20 protein-coding genes are annotated in these 23,331 nt (G+C 63.4%); 11 read left to right on the forward strand and 9 right to left on the reverse strand.

Annotated elements, in window-relative coordinates:
• Positions 1-31: 31 nt before the first annotated feature.
• Entirely contained in the window at positions 32-844 is an 813-nt protein-coding gene (locus tag A3AC_RS0119075) for an NAD-dependent epimerase/dehydratase family protein (RefSeq protein WP_025600846.1), read from the reverse strand.
• Positions 845-1,449: 605 nt separating this feature from the next.
• Here A3AC_RS0119075 and A3AC_RS0119080 point away from each other — a divergent pair.
• The 4 genes from A3AC_RS0119080 to A3AC_RS0119095 all read left to right on the forward strand — a co-directional run bounded on the left by A3AC_RS0119080 (position 1,450) and on the right by A3AC_RS0119095 (position 5,121).
• Positions 1,450-2,862, forward strand: coding sequence for a cytochrome ubiquinol oxidase subunit I (locus A3AC_RS0119080; protein ID WP_025600847.1), 1,413 nt, complete (start codon positions 1,450-1,452; stop codon positions 2,860-2,862).
• A gap of 24 nt (positions 2,863-2,886) precedes the next feature.
• Positions 2,887-3,891, forward strand: coding sequence for a cytochrome d ubiquinol oxidase subunit II (gene cydB / locus A3AC_RS0119085; protein ID WP_025600848.1), 1,005 nt, complete (start codon positions 2,887-2,889; stop codon positions 3,889-3,891).
• Positions 3,866-4,018: a hypothetical protein gene (locus A3AC_RS30730; RefSeq protein WP_013343120.1), complete on the forward strand. Its 153-nt coding sequence runs from the start codon at positions 3,866-3,868 to the stop codon at positions 4,016-4,018. The genes cydB and A3AC_RS30730 overlap by 26 nt, the downstream gene beginning before the upstream one ends.
• Before the next feature lie 341 nt (positions 4,019-4,359).
• Positions 4,360-5,121 (forward strand): response regulator transcription factor, encoded by a 762-nt coding sequence (locus A3AC_RS0119095; RefSeq protein WP_025600849.1) that lies wholly within the window; start codon positions 4,360-4,362, stop codon positions 5,119-5,121.
• Positions 5,122-5,125: 4 nt separating this feature from the next.
• Here the strand turns inward: A3AC_RS0119095 and A3AC_RS0119100 are convergent, their stop codons facing one another.
• Complete coding sequence (locus A3AC_RS0119100; RefSeq protein ID WP_025600850.1) at positions 5,126-6,916, reverse strand: ATP-binding response regulator; 1,791 nt, start codon at positions 6,914-6,916, stop codon at positions 5,126-5,128.
• A gap of 367 nt (positions 6,917-7,283) precedes the next feature.
• Between A3AC_RS0119100 and A3AC_RS0119105 the strand changes: the two genes are divergently transcribed.
• Positions 7,284-8,075: a hypothetical protein gene (locus A3AC_RS0119105; protein ID WP_025600851.1), complete on the forward strand. Its 792-nt coding sequence runs from the start codon at positions 7,284-7,286 to the stop codon at positions 8,073-8,075.
• Between the two features lie 188 nt (positions 8,076-8,263).
• Positions 8,264-11,674 (forward strand): alpha/beta fold hydrolase, encoded by a 3,411-nt coding sequence (locus A3AC_RS0119110; protein ID WP_025600852.1) that lies wholly within the window; start codon positions 8,264-8,266, stop codon positions 11,672-11,674.
• 11 nt (positions 11,675-11,685) lie between these two features.
• Here the strand turns inward: A3AC_RS0119110 and A3AC_RS0119115 are convergent, their stop codons facing one another.
• The gene (locus A3AC_RS0119115; RefSeq protein ID WP_025600853.1) at positions 11,686-13,119 is read right to left on the reverse strand and encodes an FAD-binding oxidoreductase; all 1,434 of its coding nucleotides are present in this window, start codon (positions 13,117-13,119) and stop codon (positions 11,686-11,688) included.
• A gap of 19 nt (positions 13,120-13,138) precedes the next feature.
• A complete protein-coding gene (locus tag A3AC_RS0119120; RefSeq protein ID WP_025600854.1) occupies positions 13,139-14,113 on the reverse strand; it encodes an isopenicillin N synthase family dioxygenase in 975 nt (324 codons plus the stop codon).
• A gap of 253 nt (positions 14,114-14,366) precedes the next feature.
• Between A3AC_RS0119120 and A3AC_RS0119125 the strand changes: the two genes are divergently transcribed.
• The 5 genes from A3AC_RS0119125 to hutC (A3AC_RS0119145) are packed head-to-tail and all read left to right on the forward strand — an operon-like array spanning position 14,367 to position 18,325.
• The gene (locus tag A3AC_RS0119125) at positions 14,367-15,194 is read left to right on the forward strand and encodes a transporter substrate-binding domain-containing protein (RefSeq protein WP_025600855.1); all 828 of its coding nucleotides are present in this window, start codon (positions 14,367-14,369) and stop codon (positions 15,192-15,194) included.
• Between the two features lie 57 nt (positions 15,195-15,251).
• Positions 15,252-15,902, forward strand: coding sequence for an amino acid ABC transporter permease (locus A3AC_RS0119130; RefSeq protein WP_025600856.1), 651 nt, complete (start codon positions 15,252-15,254; stop codon positions 15,900-15,902).
• Positions 15,903-15,920: 18 nt separating this feature from the next.
• Positions 15,921-16,583 (forward strand): amino acid ABC transporter permease, encoded by a 663-nt coding sequence (locus A3AC_RS0119135; RefSeq protein WP_025600857.1) that lies wholly within the window; start codon positions 15,921-15,923, stop codon positions 16,581-16,583.
• A 17-nt stretch (positions 16,584-16,600) separates the two neighbouring features.
• On the forward strand, positions 16,601-17,467 hold the full coding sequence (locus A3AC_RS0119140) for an amino acid ABC transporter ATP-binding protein (RefSeq protein WP_025600858.1): 867 nt from the start codon (positions 16,601-16,603) through the stop codon (positions 17,465-17,467).
• A 48-nt stretch (positions 17,468-17,515) separates the two neighbouring features.
• Entirely contained in the window at positions 17,516-18,325 is an 810-nt protein-coding gene (gene hutC / locus A3AC_RS0119145) for a histidine utilization repressor (protein WP_025600859.1), read from the forward strand.
• 43 nt (positions 18,326-18,368) lie between these two features.
• On the opposite strand, the gene hutC (A3AC_RS0119150) is transcribed toward hutC (A3AC_RS0119145), so the two are convergent.
• The 5 genes from hutC (A3AC_RS0119150) to A3AC_RS0119170 form a co-directional block, all read right to left on the reverse strand.
• Positions 18,369-19,052, reverse strand: coding sequence for a histidine utilization repressor (gene hutC, locus A3AC_RS0119150; protein ID WP_025600860.1), 684 nt, complete (start codon positions 19,050-19,052; stop codon positions 18,369-18,371).
• Between the two features lie 221 nt (positions 19,053-19,273).
• The gene (locus A3AC_RS0119155; RefSeq protein ID WP_025600861.1) at positions 19,274-20,920 is read right to left on the reverse strand and encodes an HAL/PAL/TAL family ammonia-lyase; all 1,647 of its coding nucleotides are present in this window, start codon (positions 20,918-20,920) and stop codon (positions 19,274-19,276) included.
• 84 nt (positions 20,921-21,004) lie between these two features.
• Complete coding sequence (locus tag A3AC_RS0119160; protein ID WP_025600862.1) at positions 21,005-21,796, reverse strand: ABC transporter ATP-binding protein; 792 nt, start codon at positions 21,794-21,796, stop codon at positions 21,005-21,007.
• A 34-nt stretch (positions 21,797-21,830) separates the two neighbouring features.
• Positions 21,831-22,586 (reverse strand): ABC transporter permease, encoded by a 756-nt coding sequence (locus A3AC_RS0119165; RefSeq protein ID WP_025600863.1) that lies wholly within the window; start codon positions 22,584-22,586, stop codon positions 21,831-21,833.
• 13 nt (positions 22,587-22,599) lie between these two features.
• Complete coding sequence (locus A3AC_RS0119170) at positions 22,600-23,322, reverse strand: ABC transporter permease (RefSeq protein WP_025600864.1); 723 nt, start codon at positions 23,320-23,322, stop codon at positions 22,600-22,602.
• Positions 23,323-23,331: the final 9 nt, after the last annotated feature.

The following is a 23,331-nucleotide window of genomic DNA, read 5'->3' on the forward strand; positions in this document are numbered from 1 at the left end:
GCTTGAACTTTCTTCAGGCCCGCGGCGGCGCCTAAGCGGTGCCGGCGCCCGCGTCCTCACGCGAATAGTCGATGCCGACAAAGCCGCCGCCCTGGAAGCGCTGGCCCAATGCATCGAGCGGATTGGGGCGGGCAAGAATTTCTTCGGCGTAGTCCTCGGCATTCTGCGTGGGCGTGTAGCCGAGACGCGCGGCGCCGCTGTTGTCCCACCAGCTGCGCGTATTGGCCGACACGCCCCACACGGTGATGAAGCCGATTTCTTCTGCTTCAATGCAGCGGTCGAGGAACTGCATCAGATCGGCATGTCCGAACCAGGTGCTCAGATGGCGCGGTTCGGTCGGGCGCTCGAGACAACTGCCGATGCGCACGCATACGCTCTCGATGCCATGCTTGTCCCAGTACATCCGGGCGAGCGCTTCGCCCCACACCTTGCTGAGGCCATAGAAGCCGTCCGGGCGCAGTTCGCAGTCGAGCGAGAGACGCTCGGTCACCGGATACATGCCGATCGCGTGATTGGAACTCGCGAACACGATGCGCTTCACTCCATGCCGCCGCGCGCCCTCATACACCTCGACAAGACCGCGCAGATTGTTTTCTATGATCTCGGGCAGCGGACGCTCCACGCTCGTGCCGGCGAAGTGGATCAGTACGTCCACGCCATCGAGCAGACGATCGACGACCGCCGGATCGCGCAGGTCGCCATGCATCACATCTTCGCCGTCGATGAGCGGCGTGAGCGGTTTCGAGCCGGCCGCCGAGCGCAGCGGCGTGCCGCGCGCAATGAATGCGGCGCGCACGACCGAGCCAAGCTGGCCTCCGGCGCCACTGAGGGCGATCTTTTTCATAGGGGTTCCTTTGCTGCACCGGCTTGCCGGCGACGTTAAAGCGCTCGTCGCCGGGGGCCTTGGTGGATTGCCGGCAGGTTGAGGTGTAGTTGTACGATAACGTACTATCAACCATGCTGGATCGGATTTCAACTAGGCATTTACCCGGAGTACTTGGATGCCACCCGCGGCTGACTGTGCCCCGAAAGGCGCGAGCTTGGTTGCACATTTATATGATGTCATATAACCACAGGCGCAGCTAACCGAACAGAACCGTGCAACCGCCTGCGCTTCTGCGAGCAGCCGCCGAGTTTCCACGGCCACCCCACGAGCAGCGCACGACTTCGCGCGTCCACCCTATGCTGCGACGCGGTCGATTGCCGCACTCACCCACCACCGAGCGCAGAACACGCCATCGCAAGCAATAAGAAAAAGCTGATACAGATCAGCCATTTGCATCGCAAAAAAGCGAAAGCCGAACAAAACAACGCGGTTTGTTGACGCACGTCGCGCCGCAGCATAAATCTTCGTGTTGCCCTAATCTTCGGCCATCTGCGAAACGCAGTGCGCACCGACATCGGTCGACGCGCGTAGTCCGCAACGAGCGGCATCACGCCTTCACCATCATGAACTCCGCAATTTCGGCATTCGACCTAGCCCGCATCCAGTTCGCGTTCACCGTCTCTTTCCACATCGTTTTTCCGGCGCTGAGCATCGGCCTCGCGAGCTTCATCGCCGTGCTCGAATGGCGCTGGCTGAAAACCGGCAAGGCCTACTACAAAGATCTTTGCCTGTTCTGGTCAAAGATCTTCGCCGTCGCGTTCGGCATGGGTGTGGTCTCCGGCGTCGTGATGAGCTACCAGTTCGGCACCAACTGGTCGGGATTCTCCAGTTTCGCCGGTCCCGTCACCGGACCTCTTCTGATGTACGAGGTCATGACCGCGTTCTTTCTCGAAGCCGGCTTTCTCGGCATCATGCTGTTCGGCTGGCAGCGCGTGAGCCCGCGCGCGCACTTCGGCGCCACGTTGATGGTGGCCATCGGCACGCTGATCTCCACCTTCTGGATTCTCGCGTCGAATAGCTGGATGCAAACGCCGCAAGGCTTCGAGGTCGTGAACGGCCAGGTCGTGCCGCTCGACTGGTTCAAGATCATCTTCAATCCGTCGTTCCCGTACCGGCTCGCGCATATGGCGCTTGCGGCGTTCATCGTCGCCGGGCTGGTCGTCGCGGCGGTGGGCGCATGGCATCTGCTGCGCGGGCGGCGCGACCCGGCCGTCAAGAAAATGTTCTCGATGGCGCTCTGGCTGCTCCTCATCCTCACGCCGATCCAGGCGTTCGTCGGCGATCAGCATGGCCTGAACACGCGCGAATATCAGCCAGCCAAGATCGCGGCCATTGAAGGCCTTTGGGACACCGAAAAAGGCGGCACCGCGCTGAACCTGTTCGGCATCCCGGACATGCAGGCGGAAACCACGCGCTACGCGGTGTCGATTCCGCACCTGGGCAGCCTGATCCTCACACATAGTTGGGACGGCGAAATTCGCGGCCTCAAGGAATTCCCGCCGCAGGACCGGCCGAATTCGACGGTGGTGTTCTGGAGCTTTCGCATCATGGCGGGCCTCGGCATGCTGATGATCGCCATGTCGGTCGCCGCCTGGTTGCTGCGCCGCCGCGGGCGCCTGTTCGAATCGAAGTGGTTCCAACGCTTTGCCGTGGCCATGGGCCCGAGCGGTTTCCTCTCGCTGCTCGCCGGCTGGGTCACCACGGAGGCCGGCCGTCAGCCGTGGGTCGTGTACGGCGTGATGCGCACGTCGCAGGCTGTGTCGCCGCTCACCGCGCAACAGGTCGGCATTTCGCTGATGGCGTTCGTGGTCGTCTACTTCCTCGTGTTCGGCACGGGCATTTACTACATGCTCAAGCTGATGCGCTCGGGCCCGGCGCTGCCCGGTCAGACGCCGCACGGTGCGCCCGCCCACACGCCGGATCAGACCGCGCGCCGGCCCTTCTCCGCCGCCGATCAGATGATCGACGCCGCCTAACCCAAGCTGCTTGCGAGAAACAAAATGGACGTCACTGTAGTGTGGGCCGCGATCATCGCACTGGGCCTGTTCATGTATGTCGTGCTGGACGGCTTCGACCTCGGCATAGGCATCGTCTTTCCGTTTTTCCCGGACGAGAAGGAGCGCGATCTGATGATGAACACCGTCGCCCCCGTCTGGGACGGCAACGAAACCTGGCTCGTGCTCGGCGGCGCCGCGCTCTTCGCCGTGTTCCCGATGGTGTATTCGACGGTGCTCTCAGCGCTTTATCTGCCGCTGATCTTCATGCTCGTCTTCCTGATCTTTCGCGGCGTGTCGTTCGAGATTCGCGCGAAGGCGAACCGCACCAGGCACATGTGGGATCTCGCCTTTATCGGCGGCTCGGCGGGCGCCGCGTTTTTCCAGGGCGTGGCGCTGGGCGCGTTTTTGCAAGGCATTCCGGTGATCGACGGCGCCTACGCCGGCGACGCCTTCGGCTGGCTCACGCCGTTCAGCCTGCTGACGGGCTTGGGGCTCGTCGTCACCTATGCGCTGCTGGGCTGCTGCTGGCTGATCGCAAAGACCGAAGGCGATCTGCAGCGCCGCCTGCATCGCGTGGTCTGGCCGCTGACTGTCGTGCTGCTCGGCTTCATTGCGACCGTGAGCCTCTGGACGCCGCTACAGGACCCAAACATCGCTCAACGCTGGTTCGACGACGGCCTCTTCTACCGGCTGCTGCCGGTGCCGTTCATGGTCGCAGCGTGCGCGTTTTTCATGCGCCGCGCGGTGCGCGAGCGGCATCACAACACGCCGTTCGCGCTCGCGCTGCTGCTCGTGCTGCTCGGTTATGCGGGCTTGCTGGTGAGCCTGTGGCCGTATGCGATTCCGTCGAGCGTAACGTTGTGGGAAGCGGCTGCGCCGCGCTCGAGCCAGACGTTCACGCTGGTAGGCGCGGTGGTGATTCTGCCGATCATCATCGCCTACACGACGATGGGTTACTGGGTATTCCGCGGGAAGGTGCGTCATGGCGACCAACATCACTATCACTAAGTCTGCGCGCAAGCTGCCGGGCTGGCTCTGGTTCATCGCGCTGTGGTGCTTCGGCGTGGGCTCGGCGATGTCGCTCGGTTACGCCTTCAAGCTTCTGATGAATGCGACGCTTTTTGCGGTGAAATAACGGGCCGGCGCACGCCCGTCGCGGGCAATCCGATCCGGCCAGCATAACCTTTTGCATCCGGTGCGCGCCGCTTAAAAAACGGCGCGCGCGGCTCGTCTACGTAGCAAGCCGGGGCCGATGCGCGAGAGAGACCAGCCAGCAGAGCACAGAGAAAAAACGTGGCGCCGGCGATGCCACAAGCAGAGAATGAAGGCGCGACGAGCCGCAAGGCCCGCGGCGCCAACCGATCGGCTTACGATCACGGGGTAGCCGGCAATGATGCGATTCACGACAATAGAAGTAAAACGGGACCTGGCAACGGCGGTAGTCCACAACACGCAAGCTCGACTCGTGGAGACATCATGAAGTTTCTTGTGGCGGACGACCATGAACTGATCCGGCAAGGCGTCAAGGGCATGCTGCGCGGGCTCGATCCCGACGCCCAGTTCGACGAAGCCGACAGCTGGGAAACCCTGGCAGCGGCCGCGCGGCCCGACGCCGATCACGATCTCGCAATCGTCGATCTGCATATGCCGGGCATGAGCGGCGCGTCGTCGCTGGAAATGCTCCTGAAGGCGAATCCCGCGCTGCCGGTGGTCGTGCTCTCCGCGGAGGAGTCGCCCGACGAGATGCGCGCCGTGCTGGCCGCGGGCGCGCTCGGTTTCGTGCCGAAGCGGCAGCCCGCAAGCGTGATGCTGAAAGCAATCGAGCTCGTGCTGTCGGGCGGCGCCTATGTCCCAATGGAAGCACTGAGCCTGCTCGGCTCGCGCGAGGTTCAATCCGCCGATGCAAGCGCGCAGCGCGCGGCCGTTCCAGCGCCCCAGCAGGCAGCGGCGACCTCGGCCGGACAGAGCACGGCCACCCTCGCAGAACCTGTCGCGCACGGTCAGGCGTTGCAGCCGCATCAGCAGCATCTGCTGGAGAACCTGTCGCCGCGTCAGCAGGACATCATGAGGCTCGTGCATCGCGGCTGGACCAACAAGATGATCGCGCGCGAGCTGGGCGTCGCCGAGGGCACGGTCAAGGTGCATCTGTCGGTGATCTTTCGGGCGCTCGGCGTGCACAACCGGTCGACGGCCATCGCGGTGGTCAATGGTTGGCTCGAAGCGGGGAAAACACTGTAACGGTTCACACCGTCGAAGCCGCCCGCCCCTTGTCCAGTTCCGCCTGCTGCCAGAGCATGTCGAGCGTGCGCCGCAAGCGCGCCGCCGTGACTGGCTTGTGCAACACGGGAATGCCTTGCAACGCAAGAGCCGTCAGTTCCGCCGACGCCATATCGCCCGTAATCAGCAGCGTCACGACGTTCTCGTGCCCGGCACGCGCCAGCGCATTGCGCACGGCCGTAAGCGCCTGTGCGCCGGTCCGGTGATTCGCCAACTGGTAATCGCAAAGCACCGCGTCGGGCACAAAACCGTCTTCGAGCGCGGCCAACGCGGCGGCTTCGTCGCGCGCGCCGTGCACGATGCAACCCCAGCGGCCGAGCAGGCTCGACAGACCTTCGAGAATCGACGGTTCGTCGTCGATGCACAGCACGCGCCGCCCTTGCGCGGCCGAACCGCCCGCGACCGCCTCGTTCAGATTCGCGACGACGCCGCTCGCATCGCCCGCCTGCACCGGAAATCGGAACACCGAGCCGCGTCCCGGTGCCGAGCGCAACTGCAACTCGCCGCCGAGCATGCCGACGAGGCGCTTCACCGTCGGCAGGCCGAGACCGTGCCCCTGGCGCGCATCGCGCTGCGGGTTCGCGACCTGATAGAACTCTTCGAAAATGCGCTCGTGCTCTTCCGGCGCAATGCCGATGCCGGAATCGCGCACTTCGATATAGCCGCCCATGGCTCGGCCCGCGCGCCGGAAGCCGAGCCAGATGGCACCTTCCTCGGTATAGCGCACGGCGTTCGAGAGCAGATTGCTCAGCACGCGCTCAAGCAGCACGGGATCGTCGTGAACCACCATGGAGGTCGGCGCGATGCGCAGCGCGAGCCCCTTCGCCGCCGCCTGCGGACGATACTGACTGCCCACGCGCTCGAACAGCTCGGAGAGCCGGAAATGCAAACGGATTACCTGCGTGACGCCGCTTTCGAGCCGCGCAAGATCGAGCACCTGGTCGAACAGCTGGTTCAGCGCCTCGACGTTGTAGACGATGTGCTCGGCGGTTTTCTCATGCTGCGCGGGCGTCGCGGCGGGATCGTTGAGCGACGCCGCGAGCAGTCCGATCGCATGCAACGGCTGGCGTAAATCGTGGCTCGCCGCCGCGAAAAAGCGAGTTTTCGCGAGACTCGCTTCTTCCGCGACTTGCTTTTGCACCGCGAGTGATTCCGCGAGGTACTGCTGATCGACTCGCGCCTGCACCACCTGCTGGAACAGTTTGCGGTAGCTGAGCGCATAGACGTTTATCGCGCAGAAGAAGAACGCGAGCACGATGGCAAGAATCGTGCGGTCGAACGTATGCATGCCGAAATGCAGCACGATCGACGGAAACAGCAGAAACGGAATCGCGGTGGCGAAGTTCAGCAGGTCGAAGCCGTTGGACATGAACACGCCCGCTGCGAGCGTGACGAGCATCACCGTATGCAGCAGCGGCAAGTCGCTTTGCGGACTCTGGAACGCGAACCAGATCGCAAGGCCGGGCGCGCTGTAGAGCAGCACGCCGCGCACTGCATGCAGGTTGATCCAGCCGCGCGGCGACAGCAGATGCGGATAGCGCCGGTTGCAGATCCATAGCGCGAGCCCCGCGCAATTGGCCGCCGCATAGAAGCCGAAGCAGGCAATGAAGAGCGGCGGCGACGGTATCGCCGGCCAGTAGAGAGCCACCAGCACCGCAATCGAAAACCAGTGCGAGAAGAAAGCGATCGGGTCCTGTGCGTACAGCACGCGCACCAGGTCTTCGTCGATTGCATGCTGGATCGGGACAGCCCGCATCGCGCGGTCTCCTTGTCGGGCAGGGCGAATTCGGTGATGGGCGCCAAAGCCTGGCGCTCGCGCGAAGCGGGGCCCGGCATAGTGCGCAAGAGCTTGCACAGCTTTACTGCAACGCAGCGGCGGCAATGCAGCGGCACGCTGCGAGCGCTTTCTCATCAGACGAATGACGGGCGTCCTGCCGAATGGTTTACCCGGCAGTTTACCCATCAGCTAACACTTAATCCATATAGGCGAGGCCGTTGCGCACGACCATACTGCCCTCACAAACACAGCGCGGCCGCAACGTTTTCGTCATTCACTTTTCGCCGGCACTCAGGGCTCGCCGCGCTTTTCGCCTTACCGTCGCCTTACCCTAATGGAGGCCTTCATGGGCGCAGTTCCGAGCCACGAGTTCGTCCGCAATCTCGACGACGCGATCCTGCCTGATCTGTGGCGCCGCCGCACGCAGTTGTCCGCCGACGAAATGGTGTCGATGGTCGAACTCGTCAAGCGGGCACTGCGCACCTACCATCCGCTGGAATTGCAGGCGCTCGGCGAAGATAAGGAAGAACTGGTCGCCCAGTTCATTTATTCCAAGGTGCTGCGTCTTGCGCCCGGACACACCGGAACGCATGCGTGCGCCGACAGCGCGCCATCCAACGGCTATGCACTGTGCGCGTACTTTCGCCGCTATCTGATCGACTGCCTGCGTAGCGCAGGCCATCAACGCAACGTGTCGATGGAAATCGACGGCATGGCGCAGGAAATCGATCTGCACGCCCAGGCATTGGAAGACCCGGTGCAAAGCGTGCTGCTGCAATACGGGCTCGACGAACAACGGGTGCGGCTCTCGGCGCGCGCTTTTATCGAAAGTCTCGACGAGCCCGAACGGATCGTGCTGGCCGGCAGTCTCGGCTGGTGTTCCGAAGGCAAAGGCGGACTGTCGGCGGTTGCGGCTCAGCATCGGGTGCCCTCTTATCACTATCGCGCCGTCAAACTCGGCGTCACCATGAAAAAGACGGCCACTGCCGACGATTTTTCCAATACGAAGATCGGCCGCTGGCTCACAGACGTTCTCGGCATCGAGATCGACATCGACAATCGCAGTGCGATTCTGCTCGCGCTGAATCTGCTCGCTGCCGAGTCGAACGATAGCGAAATGAATGAAGCGGCCGCGTAACACTGCATAAAAAGGCCTCGGGACAGGCATAAACGCGACAACACGATAAACGCCGCGCGGCGCATTGCAACGATGCGCCTTTTTTTGTGCTCGCGCACCGCCTACGATAAAAAAGCCGCGGCAGCGCGCCGTCTTCCTTCCGACGCCCGGTCCCTTCCCTGCATCGATTCCTGACGAGGTGGTCGCGTATGAACCGCTTATCGAGCGCCGTGACGGCGATGAAATCGCACTATGAAGTGGTGGTAGTCGGTTCCGGTTATGGCGGCGCCATTGCGGCGAGCCGCATGGCACGCGCGGGCCGCAGCGTGTGCGTGCTGGAACGCGGGCGCGAATTCATGGCCGGCGAATATCCGCGCACGCCGTTTCAGGGCGCCGCCCAGATCCAGTACAACACGCCCGCCGCGCAGATCGGCTCGCCGCTCGCGCTGCTCGAAGTGCACGTGAACGACGACGTGAACGCAGTGGTCGGCTGCGGCCTCGGCGGCACTTCGCTGATCAACGCGAACGTCGCGTTGAAGATCGATCCGCGCCTATGGGACGACACGCGCTGGCCCGCTGCGTTGCGCGGCGATCAGGCAGGCCGCGACAAGGGCTATCAGCGCGCGTGGGACATGTTGCAACCATCGCCGGTTCCGAGCCGTTTCCGCGAACTGCCGAAGCTGCTCGCGCTTGCGAAATCCGCCGAGGCACTCGGCATGGGCGATCGCTTCAGCACGCCGCCCGTAACCGTCACTTTTGAAGATCGCATGAACGCGGCCGGCGTCGCGCAGAAGGCCTGCACAGGATGCGGCGACTGCAATTCGGGCTGCAACTACGACGCGAAAAATTCGACGCACATGAACTATCTGCCCGATGCAGTCTCGCACGGGGCGCAGATTTTTACGGGCGCCGCGGTTCATTCGGTAACGCGCAACCCGGATACGCAAAAGTGGCAAGTGGGCTATCAACTCGTGCGCCTTGGGCGCGAGAGCTACGACGCGCCTGAGCTTTTCGTGAACGCGGATGTCGTCATCGTGTCGGCGGGAACGATCGGCTCGACCGCGTTGCTATTGCGCTCGCGCAACGAAGGCTTGAGCGTATCGGGCATGCTCGGCCAGCGCTTCACCGGCAACGGCGACGTGCTGGCCTTCGCGTATAACACCGACGACATCGTCAACGGCGTCGGCTGGGGCGCGCATCTGGAAGGCGAGATCCCGCCTGTGGGACCGACCATCACAGGGCTGATCGATCATCGCAATACGGCGGACGTCAAAGACGGTTTCGTGATCGAGGAAGGCTCGCTCGCCGGGCCGGTGGGCGCCGCGCTCGTCGGCATGCTGGGCGCTGCCGCGCCGCTTTCGGGCGTCGACGTCTCGGGACCGCGCTCGGTCGAGCAGCAACTCGCGTACGATGCGCGCGTTGTCGAAGGTGTCCTGCATGGTCCATACCGCGGCGCGCTCAACCACACGCAAAGCTACCTCGTGATGGCGCACGACGACGAAAGCGGCCAGATCAGCGTGAACGACAAGGGCCGGCCGCGCATCGCATGGGACAAGGCCGGCAAGCAGCCGATTTACGACACCGTCGAAGAGACGCTGAAGAAAGCGACGGTGCCGCTAGGCGGCAAATACCTGCGCGACCCGATTTCGAACGACATCTTCGGCAACCGTACCGTAACCGTGCATCCGCTCGGCGGCTGCCCGATGGGCGAGGACGCCGCGCACGGCGTGGTTGATGATACGGGCCGCGTGTTCAGCGGCATGTCCGGCACGGGCGTGCACGACGGCCTCTACGTGATGGACGGCGCGGTCATGCCGATGTCGCTCGGCGTCAATCCGCTGTGGACCATCTCCGCGCTCGCCGAGCGCAACTGCGCGCTGCTCGCTGCGTCGCGAGGCTGGACCATCGACTACGATTCGAAAGGCAGCGCCGCGACACCGCCCGCGCAAAAAATCGGCTTGCGCTTCACCGAAACGATGGTCGGTCATTACACGCCGGCCGGCGCGAGCAAGGACATGGCCAGCCCGATGGCATTCACGCTGACCGTCGAGTCCGACGATCTTGACGTCATGCTTCGGGATCCGAACCATCTGGCGCGAACCGCCGGGACGCTGACCTGCCTCGCATTGTCAGAGCAGCCGATGACCATCTCCAACGGCACCTTCAATCTGTTCGTGGTCGACCCGCAGGATGTCGACGAGCGCAACATGAACTACCGAATGACGCTCAACGCCGTGGAAGGCAAGACCTACTATCTGATCGGACAAAAGATCATCACGCGCACGTCGCCGCTCGAGTTGTGGGAGCAAACCAATACGCTTTATGCGCAGGTTTTCGAAGCACCCAAAGCTGACGCGCCGCCCATCGGCAATGCGACGCTGATCATCACGCCGGAGAATTTCCTCAAGCAGCAGCGCACGCTAGAAGTCACTAACGCGCCGGATCTGAAGACCCGCCTCGAATGGACGCTCAAGTTCGGCAAGTTCTTCGCGGGCGTGCTGTTTAGCGAATACGGCGGCGTGGCCGCGCCTTTGCAGTATTACGACCCCGAAGCGGCACCGCGTTTGAAGCGCGCGTTGCGCGCGCCGGCGCCGCAGGTGTTCTTCTTCGAGACGCCGGACCGCACGCGTCTGCGGCTCACGCGCTATGTCGATCCGGCGCGCAAGAACGCGCGTCCCGTGTTGCTGATTCACGGCTCCGGCGTATCGAGCCGCATCTATTCCACGGATCTGATAGGCACTAACCTCGTGGAGTATCTGTGCGCAGCGGGCGACGACGTATGGCTCGTCGATCTGCGCGTGAGCATCGAAATGCCGAGCGTGTTCGTGCCGACCAACGTCGATAAAGTCGCGCTCGAGGACATTCCCGCAGCAGTGGCGAAGATTCGCGAGGTGACCGGCGCGGCCTCTATCCAGGCGCTCGGCCACTGCATGGGTGGGCTCGCGTTGAGCATGTCGCTGATGGCGGGACTAGAAGGCGTGCGCTCGGCGGTAATTTCGCAGGTTGCAGCGCATCCGGTCCCGGGCACGCTCGGCCGGATCAAGGCGGGGCTGCACATTCCGGACATCATGCAGCACCTCGGCGTGACCGATCTCACCGCCTACACGAAAGACGAACGGTGGCCGCACAATCTTTTCGATGAAGCACTGCGGCTCTACCCCATCGATCACGACGAGGGCTGCGGCAATCCGATCTGCCATCGCGCGACTTTCATGTACGGGCTGCTCTACGAACACGCGCAGGTGAACGGGACGCTTCATTCCAATCTGCAGGAACTGCTCGGCGTGCATGATGTCGGCGTGTTCAGGCATCTGGCGGCAATGGTGCGCGCGGGCAAGGTCGTCGACGCTGAGGGGAACGATGTCTATCTGCGCGGCGCACGCGGCATGAAAGGCCTGAAGGGCATGCGCATTCCGATTGGTTTCATTCACGGCGACCGCAACGAAACCTATGTGCCGAAAAGCACCGCGCTGACCTATGAAATGCTCGCCGATGCATTCCCCGAGCAGCCTTATGAGCGCCATCTGATTCCGGGCTATGGACATATCGACTGCATCTTCGGCAAGAATGCTGCGGTCGATGTTTATCCGGCTATCGCGAGCTACCTGAACGCGCACTGAAAATCCGCAGTCTAGAACAGCTTGCCCGGATTCAGAATGCCGTGCGGATCGAGCGCATGCCTGATTGCAGCCATCGCCGCCAGTTCCGTGGACGAGCGCGAGATCGGCAGGAACTCGCGCTTGAGCAAGCCAATGCCGTGTTCCGCCGACACCGAGCCGTGCAGCGGTCCGAGCATTTCATAAACGAACGCGTACACCGCGTGATGATCGACGCCGGGAATCGAATGGCCGTCCACCGTGACATGCAGATTCGAATCGCCGATATGGCCGAAAAAATACGATTCGTTGCCGGGCCAGCGTTCGTTCAACGCCGCGCGGCAACGCTCGACAAAGTCGCCAATCACGCTGATCGGCAGACTCACGTCGAAGTTGATCGCGTCGAGCCGCACGGGAAATTCGGCCGTGCATTCGCGAATCGCCCATAAAGCGCGCGCGTCCGCCACCGATTGCGCGATTACCGCGTCGCGTATCGCACCTTCGTCGAGCGCCTCGGTCAGCGCAGCGGCAAAGCGTTCGCCGTGGTCGCCCGAATCGAAGCTCGCATGTTCGATCAGCGCGTAGAGCGGATGCGTGCTGTCAAACGGCGAGCGCTTGCCCGTCAGTTTCACACCGAAGTCATAGAAGTCCGGCCACATGATTTCGAATGCGCCGATGTCGTTGCCAAAGCGCGTCGACAGGCGCCGAAGCAGATTCACCGCGGCGTCGTAGCCGTTGAGCGCGACGAGCGCGGTATGACGCGCGGCTCGTTGCGGATGAAGCCGCAACACCGCACGCGTGATGACGCCAAGCGTGCCTTCAGAACCGATGAACCAGTGCTTCAGGTCATAACCGGTATTGTTCTTGACCATCTTGCCGAGCGAGCTCAGCACGTCGCCATTGGCGAGCACGACCTCGAGCCCCAGCACCTGGTCGCGTGCGGTGCCCGATTGAATGACGCGATTGCCGCCCGCATTGGTCGCGAGATTGCCGCCGATCTGGCAGGAGCCGCGGGCGCCGAGATCGAGCGCGAGTTCGAAGCCAGCTTCCGCAGCGGCTTCCTGCGCGGTTTGCAGTGTGGTGCCTGCACGAACGGTGAGGGTTGCCGAAGCCGCATCGATTTCCTCGACGCCGCTCAGGCGTTCCAGCGACAACGCAATATCCGTTGCGCGTGCAATCGCGCCGCCCGCGAGCCCCGTCATGCCGCCTTGCGGCACCACAGGCTGATACGCCGCGTGGCAAATGGCAAGCGCGCGCGCGACTTCGTCGGTGCTGCGCGGCAGCAGCAAGGCTGCGGGGCGCGTCGGAGCGTGGCGCGTCCAGTCGGTCATCGCGCGTTCGCCGATCTGCTCGCCAACGCGCACAGCATCGGCGCCGAGTTCGGCACGCAACGCGTCGAGCGTGGCGGGAAGCGGCGCGGTACAGGCTCGTGCGTTCGCGTCGTCGTACGCGGTGTCGTCATGCGTCATGCAGTATTCCTTGCTGTGCTCAGGTAGTTTGCGCGGCGTGCTTCTTTCGATAACCCATCGAATCGTTGATGCGCCCCAGAATATAGTCGCCCGCCGCCACCGGCTGATACTTGAGGTCTTCCGCACTCGCGCCGAGATCGCGCGGGTCGACCATCGCGCCGTAGGTCGGATCGTAGAACGTCGCGATCGAATAACGCTCGCGCCCGGACGCATTGATCACGCGGTGCAGCGTCGAGCGAAAACGGTCGTTGGTCCAGCGCGCGAGCAGATCGCCGACGTTCACCACGAAGCTGCCCTCCACGGGCGGCGCTTCGATCCACGTATCGTTGGCGATTTCGCGCACCTGCAAGCCGCCCACCTGATCCTGCCACAGCAACGTGATGCAACCGTAGTCCGTATGCGGCGCGACGCCGAACTGATCTTTGTCGGACTGGGGCGGCTGCGGCGGATAGTAGACCATTTGCGTGCGCTGCATCCGCTTCGTATAACGCGACGCGAAAAAATGCTCGTCGACGCCGAGGCTTACCGCGACCGCACGCAACAGATCGGCGCCGCATGCGCCCACCGCCTCATAGTAGCCGTACAACACGGGACGCAACCCGGGCATGAAATCCGGCCAGTTGTTCGGTCCACGCAGCGCCTGGCCTGCGAGCACATCCGGATCGTCTTCTGGCAACTCGAGTCCGATGCTGAAAAACTCCTTGTAATCGGGCCGCTTTGCCTGGTACATGGTGGCATCGCCAAGCGCATTGAAACCGCGATGCCGGTGATTCACCGCCGCGCGCCGCTTGGTCTCGACCGGAAATGCAAAGAACGTACGCGCGGCTTGCGCGGCGGCGTCGATAGTCGCTTGCGGCACGCCGTGATTGACGATGTAGAAGAAGCCAATGGTTGTGCAAGCCTCGCGGATCTGCCGCGCCACGTCTTGCAACGCACGCGAATCGCCCGCGCGAACGCCGGCAAAGTCGATGAGCGGAATACGGGTCACAGGCATTGTGTTACTCCGGTGATAGCGTCGGACAGTGAGCGCGAGCGCAAGGTCATTGCAGTGGTATATACCGCCAAAAGCGCACTCGCAAGTGAACTTGCGCCACTGCATGTAAGGGCTTTTCTCTACTCGCGCGTTTATTTATTTTGCGGAAAAACTGCGGTATATACTGCATTGCATGACTCGCGCCGAGCCGGTATTTCGTGCCGCTTGCGCATGCATCACGTGTGCGACCTCGCTTTGCCAACTGGAGAATCTCATGAGCATCCTTGCAGGCTGGAAGTGTCGTTTAGTCATGCTGGCGTTGTGCGCGGCGAGTGTCGGCGCTCATGCGGAAGATCAATTGGCCAAGGTGAAGAAAGCCGGCGAGCTGGTGGTCGGCACCGAGATGCAGTTCGCGCCTTTTGACTTCCTCGAAAACGGTCAGCAAGCGGGTTTCAACAAGGATCTCTTCGCCGAAGTCGGCAAGGAACTGGGCGTCAAAGTGCGCTTCATCGACCTGCCGTGGCCCAGTGTGCTGCCTGGCCTCGAAGCAGGCAAGTTCGATATGGTGGGCGGCCCGCTCACGGTCACCAAGGCGCGCATGGAGCGCTACACGTACACGCTGCCCGTCGCGGATGCCACCGACGCGCTGCTCAAACGCGCGAACGATACGGCGCTCAAGCAATCGTCTGACATCGCGGGCAAGACCGTCGGCGCGGGCAAGGGCTCGGCGCAGCTCGACCAGTTGAAGGCATATGTCGCCACCTTGCCGAAGCAGCCTGAAATCCGCGAATACGTCGACAACAACCAGGCCTATGCCGATCTCGCCGCCGGCCGCATTGCGGCAGTCGCGAACTCCATGACCAACATCGCTTATGTGGCCAAGCAGCGCCCGGAAACTTTCGCGGTGGTGCAACCGCCGTTCGGCGCGAAAGTGTACTTCGCGTACTGCATGCGCAAGGACGCGGACAGCAAGCCGCTCGCCGACGCCTTCAATGCGGCGCTCGTGAAGATGCACAACGACGGACGCCTCGCCGCCCTGCAGAAGAAGTGGTTCGGCGTCGCGATGGACGCACCGACCACCATGCCCACGCCCAACTACTGACGCGCCCGGTACTTACGTTGAACGCATATTGACAGCAAATCAGCGAGGGCGACGCTCATGTTCAGCACGACCGTCTTCGTTCAGGGCATGCCGCTGCTGCTGCACGCGGCGCTCGCCACCATCGGCGTTTCGCTGACGGGCCTGTTCATCGGCTTTTTCGTGGCGGTGGGCGTGTGTGCGGCGCGGCTGTCGGGCAATCGCGCGGCGCGACGGTTCGGCGGTGCATACGTGTTCTTCTTTCGCGGCGTGCCGATGCTCGTGCAACTGCTGCTCGTGTACTACCTGCTGCCGTTCGCGGGCATCAACGTCGCACCGCTCGTTGCGGCGATCAGCGCCGTGTCGCTGTGCTCCGCGTCGTACATCGCTGAAATTCTGCGCGGCGGTTTTCTCAGCATTCCGCCGGGCCATGTCGAAGCCGCGCGCATGCTCGGCCTATCGCCGTTCGACACGCTGCGGCGCATTCTCGTGCCGCAGGCGTTCCGTCTGACGTTGCCGTCGCTCGTCAATGAGATGGTGCTGCTGATCAAGGCTTCGTCGCTGATCTCGGTGGTGGGCGTCGCGGAGTTGACGCGCACCGCGCAGAACATTGCGGCAAGCACCTACCGGCCGCTCGAAGCGTATCTCGCCGCCGGGCTCATTTACTTCGTGATCTGCGGCGCGCTCGCACTCGTCGCGCATGCCGCCGAGTACCGTCTTAAGCACGCCTGATCGACCGGAGCGCATGCGATGCAACAGTTCGATCCCACCGTCATCACGCACAATCTTCAGCCGATTGCAGCGGGCCTTGCGACGACGCTCGGCACCTGGGCCGCGGGTGTCGTCATCGGCATGCTGATCGGCTTTGTCATTGCGGTGCTGCAGCTCTTTTGCGGACGCTGGGTACGCGGCCTGTTGCGCTTTTATATCGAGCTTTTTCGCGGCACGCCCTTTCTCGTGCAACTATTTCTGCTCTATTACGGCGGCCCGTCGTTCGGCCTCACACTCGAGCCCATGACAGCCGGCGTGCTCGGTCTCGGCCTCTACGGCGGCGCCTATTTCGCCGAGGCGTTCCGCTCGGGATTTCAATCAGTGCCGCCGGGTCATCTCGAGGCAGCGTCGTGCCTCGGCCTGACGCGCACGCAAGCGGTGCTGCGCATCCAGATGCCGCAAATGCTCGTGCTCATCGTGCCGGCGCTCACGAACCTGATCATCGTGCTCAGCAAGGAAACGGCTGTGCTGTCTATCGTCACCGTGCCCGAGCTGACTTTCGTGCTGACCGGCATCGGCTCGGCGACCTTTGCTTTCGTCGAGACCCTGCTCATGCTCTGCGTGTGCTATCTCGCGCTCGTCGAACTGACTTCGCGCGCGGGCATGTGGGCCGAAGCACGCATCGCCCGTTTCATGGCATAAAGGAATTGGATCCCATCATGAACGCCATTGCCGACATGCCCTCTTCCGCATCCACCGTTGCCGACGCACAGCGCTTAGCACCGTTGATCGAAGTCCGCGATCTGCGCAAGCGCTTCGGTGACGTGGAAGTGCTGCGCGGCGTCGATCTCGAGATTGCGCGCTCGGAAGTGGTGTGCATCATCGGTCCTTCGGGCTCAGGAAAAAGCACGCTGCTGCGCTGCCTTGCCGCGCTCGAAACCTACGATCACGGCGACGTGCGCATAGAAGGCGAACTGCTTGGCTATAGCGAGCGCAACGGCCGCCGCGCGCGTGCGTCGCAGGCGGACATCAACCGTGTGCGGCGCAACGTCGGCATGGTGTTTCAGCAGTTCAATTTATGGCCGCACATGACGGCGCTCGGCAACGTGATGGAAGCGCTGCTGCGCGTGCGGCGTCTGTCGCACGACGAAGCGCGCGGCCGCGCGAACAAAATGCTGGAAACCGTGGGCCTTTCGCACAAGGGCGATGCCTATCCGGCGAAGCTCTCGGGCGGGCAGCAGCAGCGCGTGGCGATCGCGCGAGCGCTCGCCATGGAGCCGCACATCATGTTGTTCGACGAACCCACGTCCGCGCTCGATCCCGAACTGGTCGGCGAAGTACTGCAAGTGATGAAGCAGCTCGCACGCGACGGCATGACCATGGCCGTCGTCACGCACGAAATGGGCTTTGCTGCGCAAGTCGCGGACAAGGTCGTGTTCATCGACGAAGGACGCATTGCCGTGCAGGGCAAACCGCGCGAGGTCTTTCATGATTCCGGACAGCCGCGCTTGCGGCAGTTCCTGCAAAACTACTTCGACCGCAACGCATTCTGGGCGCGCGGCCCCGACGACGCTAACACGCTATGAGCGCGCGCACTGCGCTTCGCAATGCGCAAACCGTGAAAGGGGCTGCCGATGTCCGCCATGCTTCGCAGCAAGAGCCACCATGCCGACGAGAGGCCGCTAGCCGACGCGGCTAAAAGCGCACGCGCCGCAGCGCATGCGCCGGCTGCCCGCTATGAGCAGGTCAAGCATCACATTCGCGGCATTATCGAATCCGGCGCGCGGCGCGCCGGCGAGCGCCTGCCTTCCGAACTCGATCTGGTCGCGACGCTGGGCGTCTCGCGTATGACGGTCAATCGTGCGCTGCGCGAGCTGGCGCATGAAGGGCTCGTGACGCGCGTCTCGGGCGTGGGCACCTTCGTTGCGCAGGCAAGGCCGCAATCCACGCTGCTGATGATCGCGCATATCGGCGACGAGATCCGTTCGCGTGGACACGAATACAGTTACCGCACGGTGCTTTTGCAGCGCGAGACCGCGTCTGTCGTGGTATCGAATGCGTTAGGGCTCGCGCCTGGCGCTTCGGTCTTTCATGTGATTTGCGTGCATCGGGAGAACGGCCTGCCGGTGCAACTGGAAGACCGCTACGTGAACCCCGCCATCGCGCCGGATTTTCTGCAGCAGGATTTCTCGGTGATCAGGCCGTCGGAATATCTATACGAAACGGTGCCGGCGCACGACGTCGAACACATCGTCGACGCGGGACTGCCCACGCGCGCCGAGGCGGAACTGCTCGGCATTCGCGCGGAAGAACCCTGCCTTACGCTCGTGCGGCGAACGTGGACGAGCGGCATTGCTGTCACCTTCGCGCGCTTCGTGCATCCAGGTTCGCGTTACCGGCTCGGCTGCCGCTTCTCGCCCGATCTGTCGCAACGGCAAGGCTGACGCCATGCGTTCGTTGACAGCGAGGCAACGCCCCGCTCGTCAGCTAGACATTCCCCGCCAGATGAAAACGCGACGCCGGATGCCATAACTGCACGGACGTCGCGACATCGTCCCCTACCCACGTGCGACGCCATAGCAGCAAGCAAGGCTCGCCGATTTCCATCGACAGATGACGCCGCACATATGCGTCGGGCTTTTGCGCATAGATGCGAAACTCCGCGCGCTGAATCGGCGCGAGACGCACCATGTAGTGATTCGGCGTCTCGACGGTGAAGTCCTGTTGCAGATACTCGGGAAACACCTTTGGGTTGACGTAGCGATCCTCGTACTGAATCGGCTCGCCCTCCTCGCTATGGACAATGCACGAATGAAATGCGGGGCCGCTGGCAAGGCCGAGTGCTTGGAGCGCCTGCGGATCGTCGCTCGGTTCGAGCATCAACACGCGCGCCGAATGACGATGTCCGCGCGCGGCGATTTCGTCGGCGATGTTGCGGATTTCCAGCACGGTAGACTCGTACCGCTGCGGCGCGACGAAGGTACCCGAACCCTGCACACGCGTCAGCACGCGTTCGGCGGTCAACTCGCGCAGCGCGCGCGACACGGTCATGCGCGCCACGCCGAACTCCTTCACCAGTTCCATTTCGGAAGGAATCAGCCCGCCCGGCTTCCAGTCGCCGTCGCTGATGCGCCGGATCACGTAGCGCTTGATCTGCTCATATGCGGGCATGGCTTTCGCCGGAGTCTCCTTGCAAGCGGCATGCTGAGCAACGCCCGCGCCCGACGCGCCAGGCTGCGCCGGGTTGTGCCCCTGTTCCTGAGTATCTGTAATTGTGTTCACACCGACCTCGTGGGTGGTTGGGGTGGTTTGGGTCGTCGCCGTCGTGCCGCCCGTCGCCCGCAGGAAGCGCCAGTTGACCCGCGGATAGCCTGCGCATTGGCCTCGTCGAATCAGGCCACGTGCGCCGTGCCCAGCATGTTGCCGGGGCTGTTCGCGGCTGCCGGAAAAACACTCGCAGCGGCCACGCCCGCGATCGATGCGCCTGCAACGAACTCCGTGCCGCCGCCTGGCGTTGCGTTATGCGGCTTGATCTTACCCGGACCCGGCAGCGGCGGCGGCGCCTCGCCCGCGATCATCTGGAACGCGACGCTCATGTCGTCGGCGAGCGGACGGTCGTCGCGATACGTTGGCACGATCTGCCGCACGCGTTGCCACAAGGCTTGCGTATGCGGCGCGCGGGGTGCGTCGCCGGCTTGCAGATCGTAGGCTTGCGCCGCGGCCAGCAGTTCGATTGCGACGATGCGCCCCGCGTTGTCGACGATCTCCAGCGCCTTGAGCGCGGCGGGCGTAGCGTGACACAGGTGGTCCTCCTGCAAGCCCGACGTGATGCCGCCATCGAGACTCGCGGGCAGCGCAAGACGCCGGTTCTGCGCGACGAGCGACGCCGCCGTGTACTGCGCGATCATGAAGCCGGAGCACGTGCCGCCCGGCTCGGCGAGAAAAGCGGGCAAGCCGCTCACGAGCGGATTGACGAGGCGGTCGAGACGCCGCTCGGCCATCGCCGCGACCTGTGCGATCGCGGTGGCGAGGCTGTCCATCGCAAGAGCAATGGATGCGCCCACCGCATGCGCCTGCGAATACACGCGCGGGTCTTCGGGCGTGCCGGCGACGATCGGGTTATCGGTAATCGACGCGAGTTCGCGGTTCACCACCTCCGCGGTCGCGGCAAGCACGTCGCGTGCGGCGCCGTGCACATGAGGAATGGTGCGCATGCTGAGCGGGTCTTGCGTGCGCTGGCCGACCACCGCCGCGAGAATGCCGCTGTCGGCGAGCGCGGTGCGCATGCGTTCGCCCACCAGGTTGAGCCCCGGCGAGATGCGCAAGGCGAGCGAGTCTTCAGCGAACGCGGCGAGCTGGCCGCGCAGATTCTCGAAGCTCATGGCCGCGACCAGATCGGTCCAGTCGAGCAGCCGCACACCACGCGCGAGCGCAAGCGCCGCAAGTCCGGTCACACACGGCGTGCCGTTGATGAGGCTTAAGCCTTCTTTCGCTTCCAGCACGAGCGGCTCGCGGCCGAGCAGACGCAGCGCGTCGCGGCCCTTCAGACGCTCGCCGCGATACCGCACATGTCCCTCGCCGATGCATACCAGCGCGATATGCGCCATATGACTCAGATAACCGACGGAACCGAACGCGGGGACTTCGGGCAGACAATCGGCATTGAGCAAGGCCACGAGTTGATCCGCCACTTCGAGGCGGATACCCGAGTGCCCATGCGCGAAATTGTTGACCGCGGCGGCCATGATCGCGCGCGTCTCCGCAACGCCAAGCGGCGCGCCGACGCCGACAGCGTGGCTCATCAGAATGTTGCGCGACAGCGTGCGCTGCTCGGTCGGCGAGACGATCACATCGCACAACGCGCCCACGCCGGTATTCACGCCATAAGCGCGGATGCCGCGCTCGACGATCTGCTCGACGAGCACGCGCGCCGCCGCGATGCGCGCGCGGGCGTCGGCGGAAAGCTCGAGCGGCTCGCCTGCGGCGACTGCCGCCACCTGTGCCCAGTCGAGTGGACGATCGGAACGGATCACGGCCATGATGGTGCTCTGCGCGATAAGTAACGTGTTAAGTGAGGTGTTGAATGCCGCCTGCAATGCGGCGATCTGCTGACGATGCGCCGCTCAGTTCGTCGTGCGGTCGTGGTGACTCGACACGAATTGCCGGAAGCGCTCGGACTTGCATTCGACGAATACTTCGTCGGGCGTGCCCTCCGCTTCTACCTGCCCTTGATGCAGGAACATCACGCGATTCGACACGTGACGCGCGAAACCCATTTCATGCGTGACGACGAGCATCGTGCGGCCTTCCTCGGCAAGCGAGCGCATCACGCGCAGCACTTCGCCGACCAGTTCCGGATCGAGCGCGGAAGTCGGTTCATCGAACAGCATGACCTTCGGATGCATAGCCAGCGCGCGCGCAATCGCCACGCGTTGTTGCTGACCGCCCGACAGATGCGCCGGATAGTGACCGCGCTTTTCCGCGAGACCGACTTTCGCGAGCAGCGCCTCGGCCTCTTCCACCGATTCTGCGCGGCTGCGTTTCTGCACACGCATTGGTCCTTCGATCAGGTTTTCAAGCACGGTCATATGCGACCAGAGGTTGAAGTTCTGGAACACCATGCCGAGCTGCGAGCGCACACGGTCGACCTGACGGCGGTCGCCAGGTTGCAGCTTGCCGTCGCCGCGGCGTTTCATTTTCAGTTCTTCGCCGGCGAGCGCGACCGAACCCTCATCGGGCGTCTCGAGCAGATTCAGGCAGCGCAGAAACGTGCTCTTGCCCGAACCGCTCGCGCCGAGAATCGAAATCACGTCGCCCTGATGAGCGTCGAGCGAAATGCCTTTGAGCACGTGATGATCGCCGAACGATTTGTGAATGTTCTTAACCGACAGTGCAACAGGTGCCGTAGCGTTCATGGAATTCTCCAGGTTCATCCGTAATGGCCGGCGCTCAGGGCGCGGCGCGGCGTGCTTCGGTGGTGGCGGACACCGGGCGCTTCGGCGCCAACGGCTGCGGCGCCGCGCGCAGATGCCGCGACAGACGCGTTTCGAGCATGCCGAGCGCGCGCACGATAACGAAGTTCAGAAACAGATAGATGAGCGCGGCGCAGATGAAAACTTCAGTCGTGCGATATGTTTGCTGAATGATCTGCTGCGCGACGCCCGTCACTTCCCACACGGTGACGAGACTCGCGAGCGCCGTCGATTTGACGAGCAGCACCGCTTCTGTCGAATACGCCGGCAGACACTGGCGCAGTGCGATCGGACCGATCACGCGGCGCAGCAGCGCGAAACCCGAAAGGCCAATCGAATAACCCGCCTCGATCTGGCCGACGGGAACAGCCATCAGGCCGCCGCGAATGATTTCCGCGGTATAGCCGGCCGTGCACAAGGCAAGCGATAAAACCGCGCACATGTACGGCTCGCGCAGCACCGGCCAGAGAAAGCTCTCGCGAATCACGCCGAACTGGCCCATGCCGTAATAGACGAGGAACATCTGGATCAGAAGCGGCGAGCCGCGAAAGACCAGGATATAGGCGCGCGCAAAGCGGTTGGGCAGCCAGTGCGGCGACACGCGCATCGTGACGATCACGAGCGACAGCAATCCGCCGAGAATCAGCGAGCAGAAAAACAGGCCGAGCGTGGTGGGCACGGCGGCGAGCAATTGCCTGACCGTATCGAGCAGAAAGTCGAAGTCGAAGTTCATGATGCCGTTGCCGTCAGTTGCGCGCGAAGTTGCGCTTGAAGGACCGGCCCACGCGCGCCTCGGCGTGGTTGAAGACCCGGTTCGAGATGCTGGTCATCAGCAGATACAGCGCGCCGCCGACCACGAAGAACGTGAAGTACTGATGCGTGGAGCCCGCCGCCACCTGGCTCGTGCGCAGCAGTTCGGCAAGACCCGTAACCGAGATCAGCGCGGAATCCTTCAGGCTCAACTGCCAGACATTGCCGATGCCCGGCAACGCAAAACGCAGCACTTGCGGAATCAGGATGCGGCGCGCCATGGTCAGGGTCGGCATGCCGATGGAACGGGCCGCTTCCAGTTCGCCGCGCGACACGGCAAGCACCGCCGAGCGATACACCTCGGCTTGGTAAGCGCCCGAAATCATGCCGACAGCAAGCGCGCCGATCACGAACGGCGGCACGCCGACAAAGCCTTCGGCGCCGAACCACTGGCCGACCGTGGTCACGAGCGTGGAGCCGCCGAAGTAGAACAGATAGATGACGAGCAGTTCGGGCACGCCGCGAAACACCGTCGTATAGATGTCGCCGATCACGCGCAGCACGCGCACGCGCGACAGCTTGGCCGCGGCGACCAGTGCGCCGAACACGGCGCCGACCGCAAGCGCCGCCAGCGTAAGCGCGACGGTCATCAAGGCCGCGAGCAGCAGCACGCCGCCCCAGCCTTCCGGCCCGAAGCCGAGCATCTGTATCAGAGCCATTGCCTACCT

This window comes from Burkholderia sp. WSM2230, assembly GCF_000472445.1.
GTDB lineage: Bacteria > Pseudomonadota > Gammaproteobacteria > Burkholderiales > Burkholderiaceae > Paraburkholderia.

Coding starts and splice junctions, on each gene's coding strand:
- A3AC_RS0119075 (WP_025600846.1), bottom strand. CDS start 844: ATGAAAAAGATCGCCCTCAGTGGCGCCGGAGGCCAGCTTGGCTCGGTC.
- A3AC_RS0119080 (WP_025600847.1), top strand. CDS start 1,450: ATGAACTCCGCAATTTCGGCATTCGACCTAGCCCGCATCCAGTTCGCG.
- cydB (WP_025600848.1), top strand. CDS start 2,887: ATGGACGTCACTGTAGTGTGGGCCGCGATCATCGCACTGGGCCTGTTC.
- A3AC_RS30730 (WP_013343120.1), top strand. CDS start 3,866: ATGGCGACCAACATCACTATCACTAAGTCTGCGCGCAAGCTGCCGGGC.
- A3AC_RS0119095 (WP_025600849.1), top strand. CDS start 4,360: ATGAAGTTTCTTGTGGCGGACGACCATGAACTGATCCGGCAAGGCGTC.
- A3AC_RS0119100 (WP_025600850.1), bottom strand. CDS start 6,916: ATGCGGGCTGTCCCGATCCAGCATGCAATCGACGAAGACCTGGTGCGC.
- A3AC_RS0119105 (WP_025600851.1), top strand. CDS start 7,284: ATGGGCGCAGTTCCGAGCCACGAGTTCGTCCGCAATCTCGACGACGCG.
- A3AC_RS0119110 (WP_025600852.1), top strand. CDS start 8,264: ATGAACCGCTTATCGAGCGCCGTGACGGCGATGAAATCGCACTATGAA.
- A3AC_RS0119115 (WP_025600853.1), bottom strand. CDS start 13,119: ATGACGCATGACGACACCGCGTACGACGACGCGAACGCACGAGCCTGT.
- A3AC_RS0119120 (WP_025600854.1), bottom strand. CDS start 14,113: ATGCCTGTGACCCGTATTCCGCTCATCGACTTTGCCGGCGTTCGCGCG.
- A3AC_RS0119125 (WP_025600855.1), top strand. CDS start 14,367: ATGAGCATCCTTGCAGGCTGGAAGTGTCGTTTAGTCATGCTGGCGTTG.
- A3AC_RS0119130 (WP_025600856.1), top strand. CDS start 15,252: ATGTTCAGCACGACCGTCTTCGTTCAGGGCATGCCGCTGCTGCTGCAC.
- A3AC_RS0119135 (WP_025600857.1), top strand. CDS start 15,921: ATGCAACAGTTCGATCCCACCGTCATCACGCACAATCTTCAGCCGATT.
- A3AC_RS0119140 (WP_025600858.1), top strand. CDS start 16,601: ATGAACGCCATTGCCGACATGCCCTCTTCCGCATCCACCGTTGCCGAC.
- hutC (WP_025600859.1), top strand. CDS start 17,516: ATGTCCGCCATGCTTCGCAGCAAGAGCCACCATGCCGACGAGAGGCCG.
- hutC (WP_025600860.1), bottom strand. CDS start 19,052: ATGCCCGCATATGAGCAGATCAAGCGCTACGTGATCCGGCGCATCAGC.
- A3AC_RS0119155 (WP_025600861.1), bottom strand. CDS start 20,920: ATGGCCGTGATCCGTTCCGATCGTCCACTCGACTGGGCACAGGTGGCG.
- A3AC_RS0119160 (WP_025600862.1), bottom strand. CDS start 21,796: ATGAACGCTACGGCACCTGTTGCACTGTCGGTTAAGAACATTCACAAA.
- A3AC_RS0119165 (WP_025600863.1), bottom strand. CDS start 22,586: ATGAACTTCGACTTCGACTTTCTGCTCGATACGGTCAGGCAATTGCTC.
- A3AC_RS0119170 (WP_025600864.1), bottom strand. CDS start 23,322: ATGGCTCTGATACAGATGCTCGGCTTCGGGCCGGAAGGCTGGGGCGGC.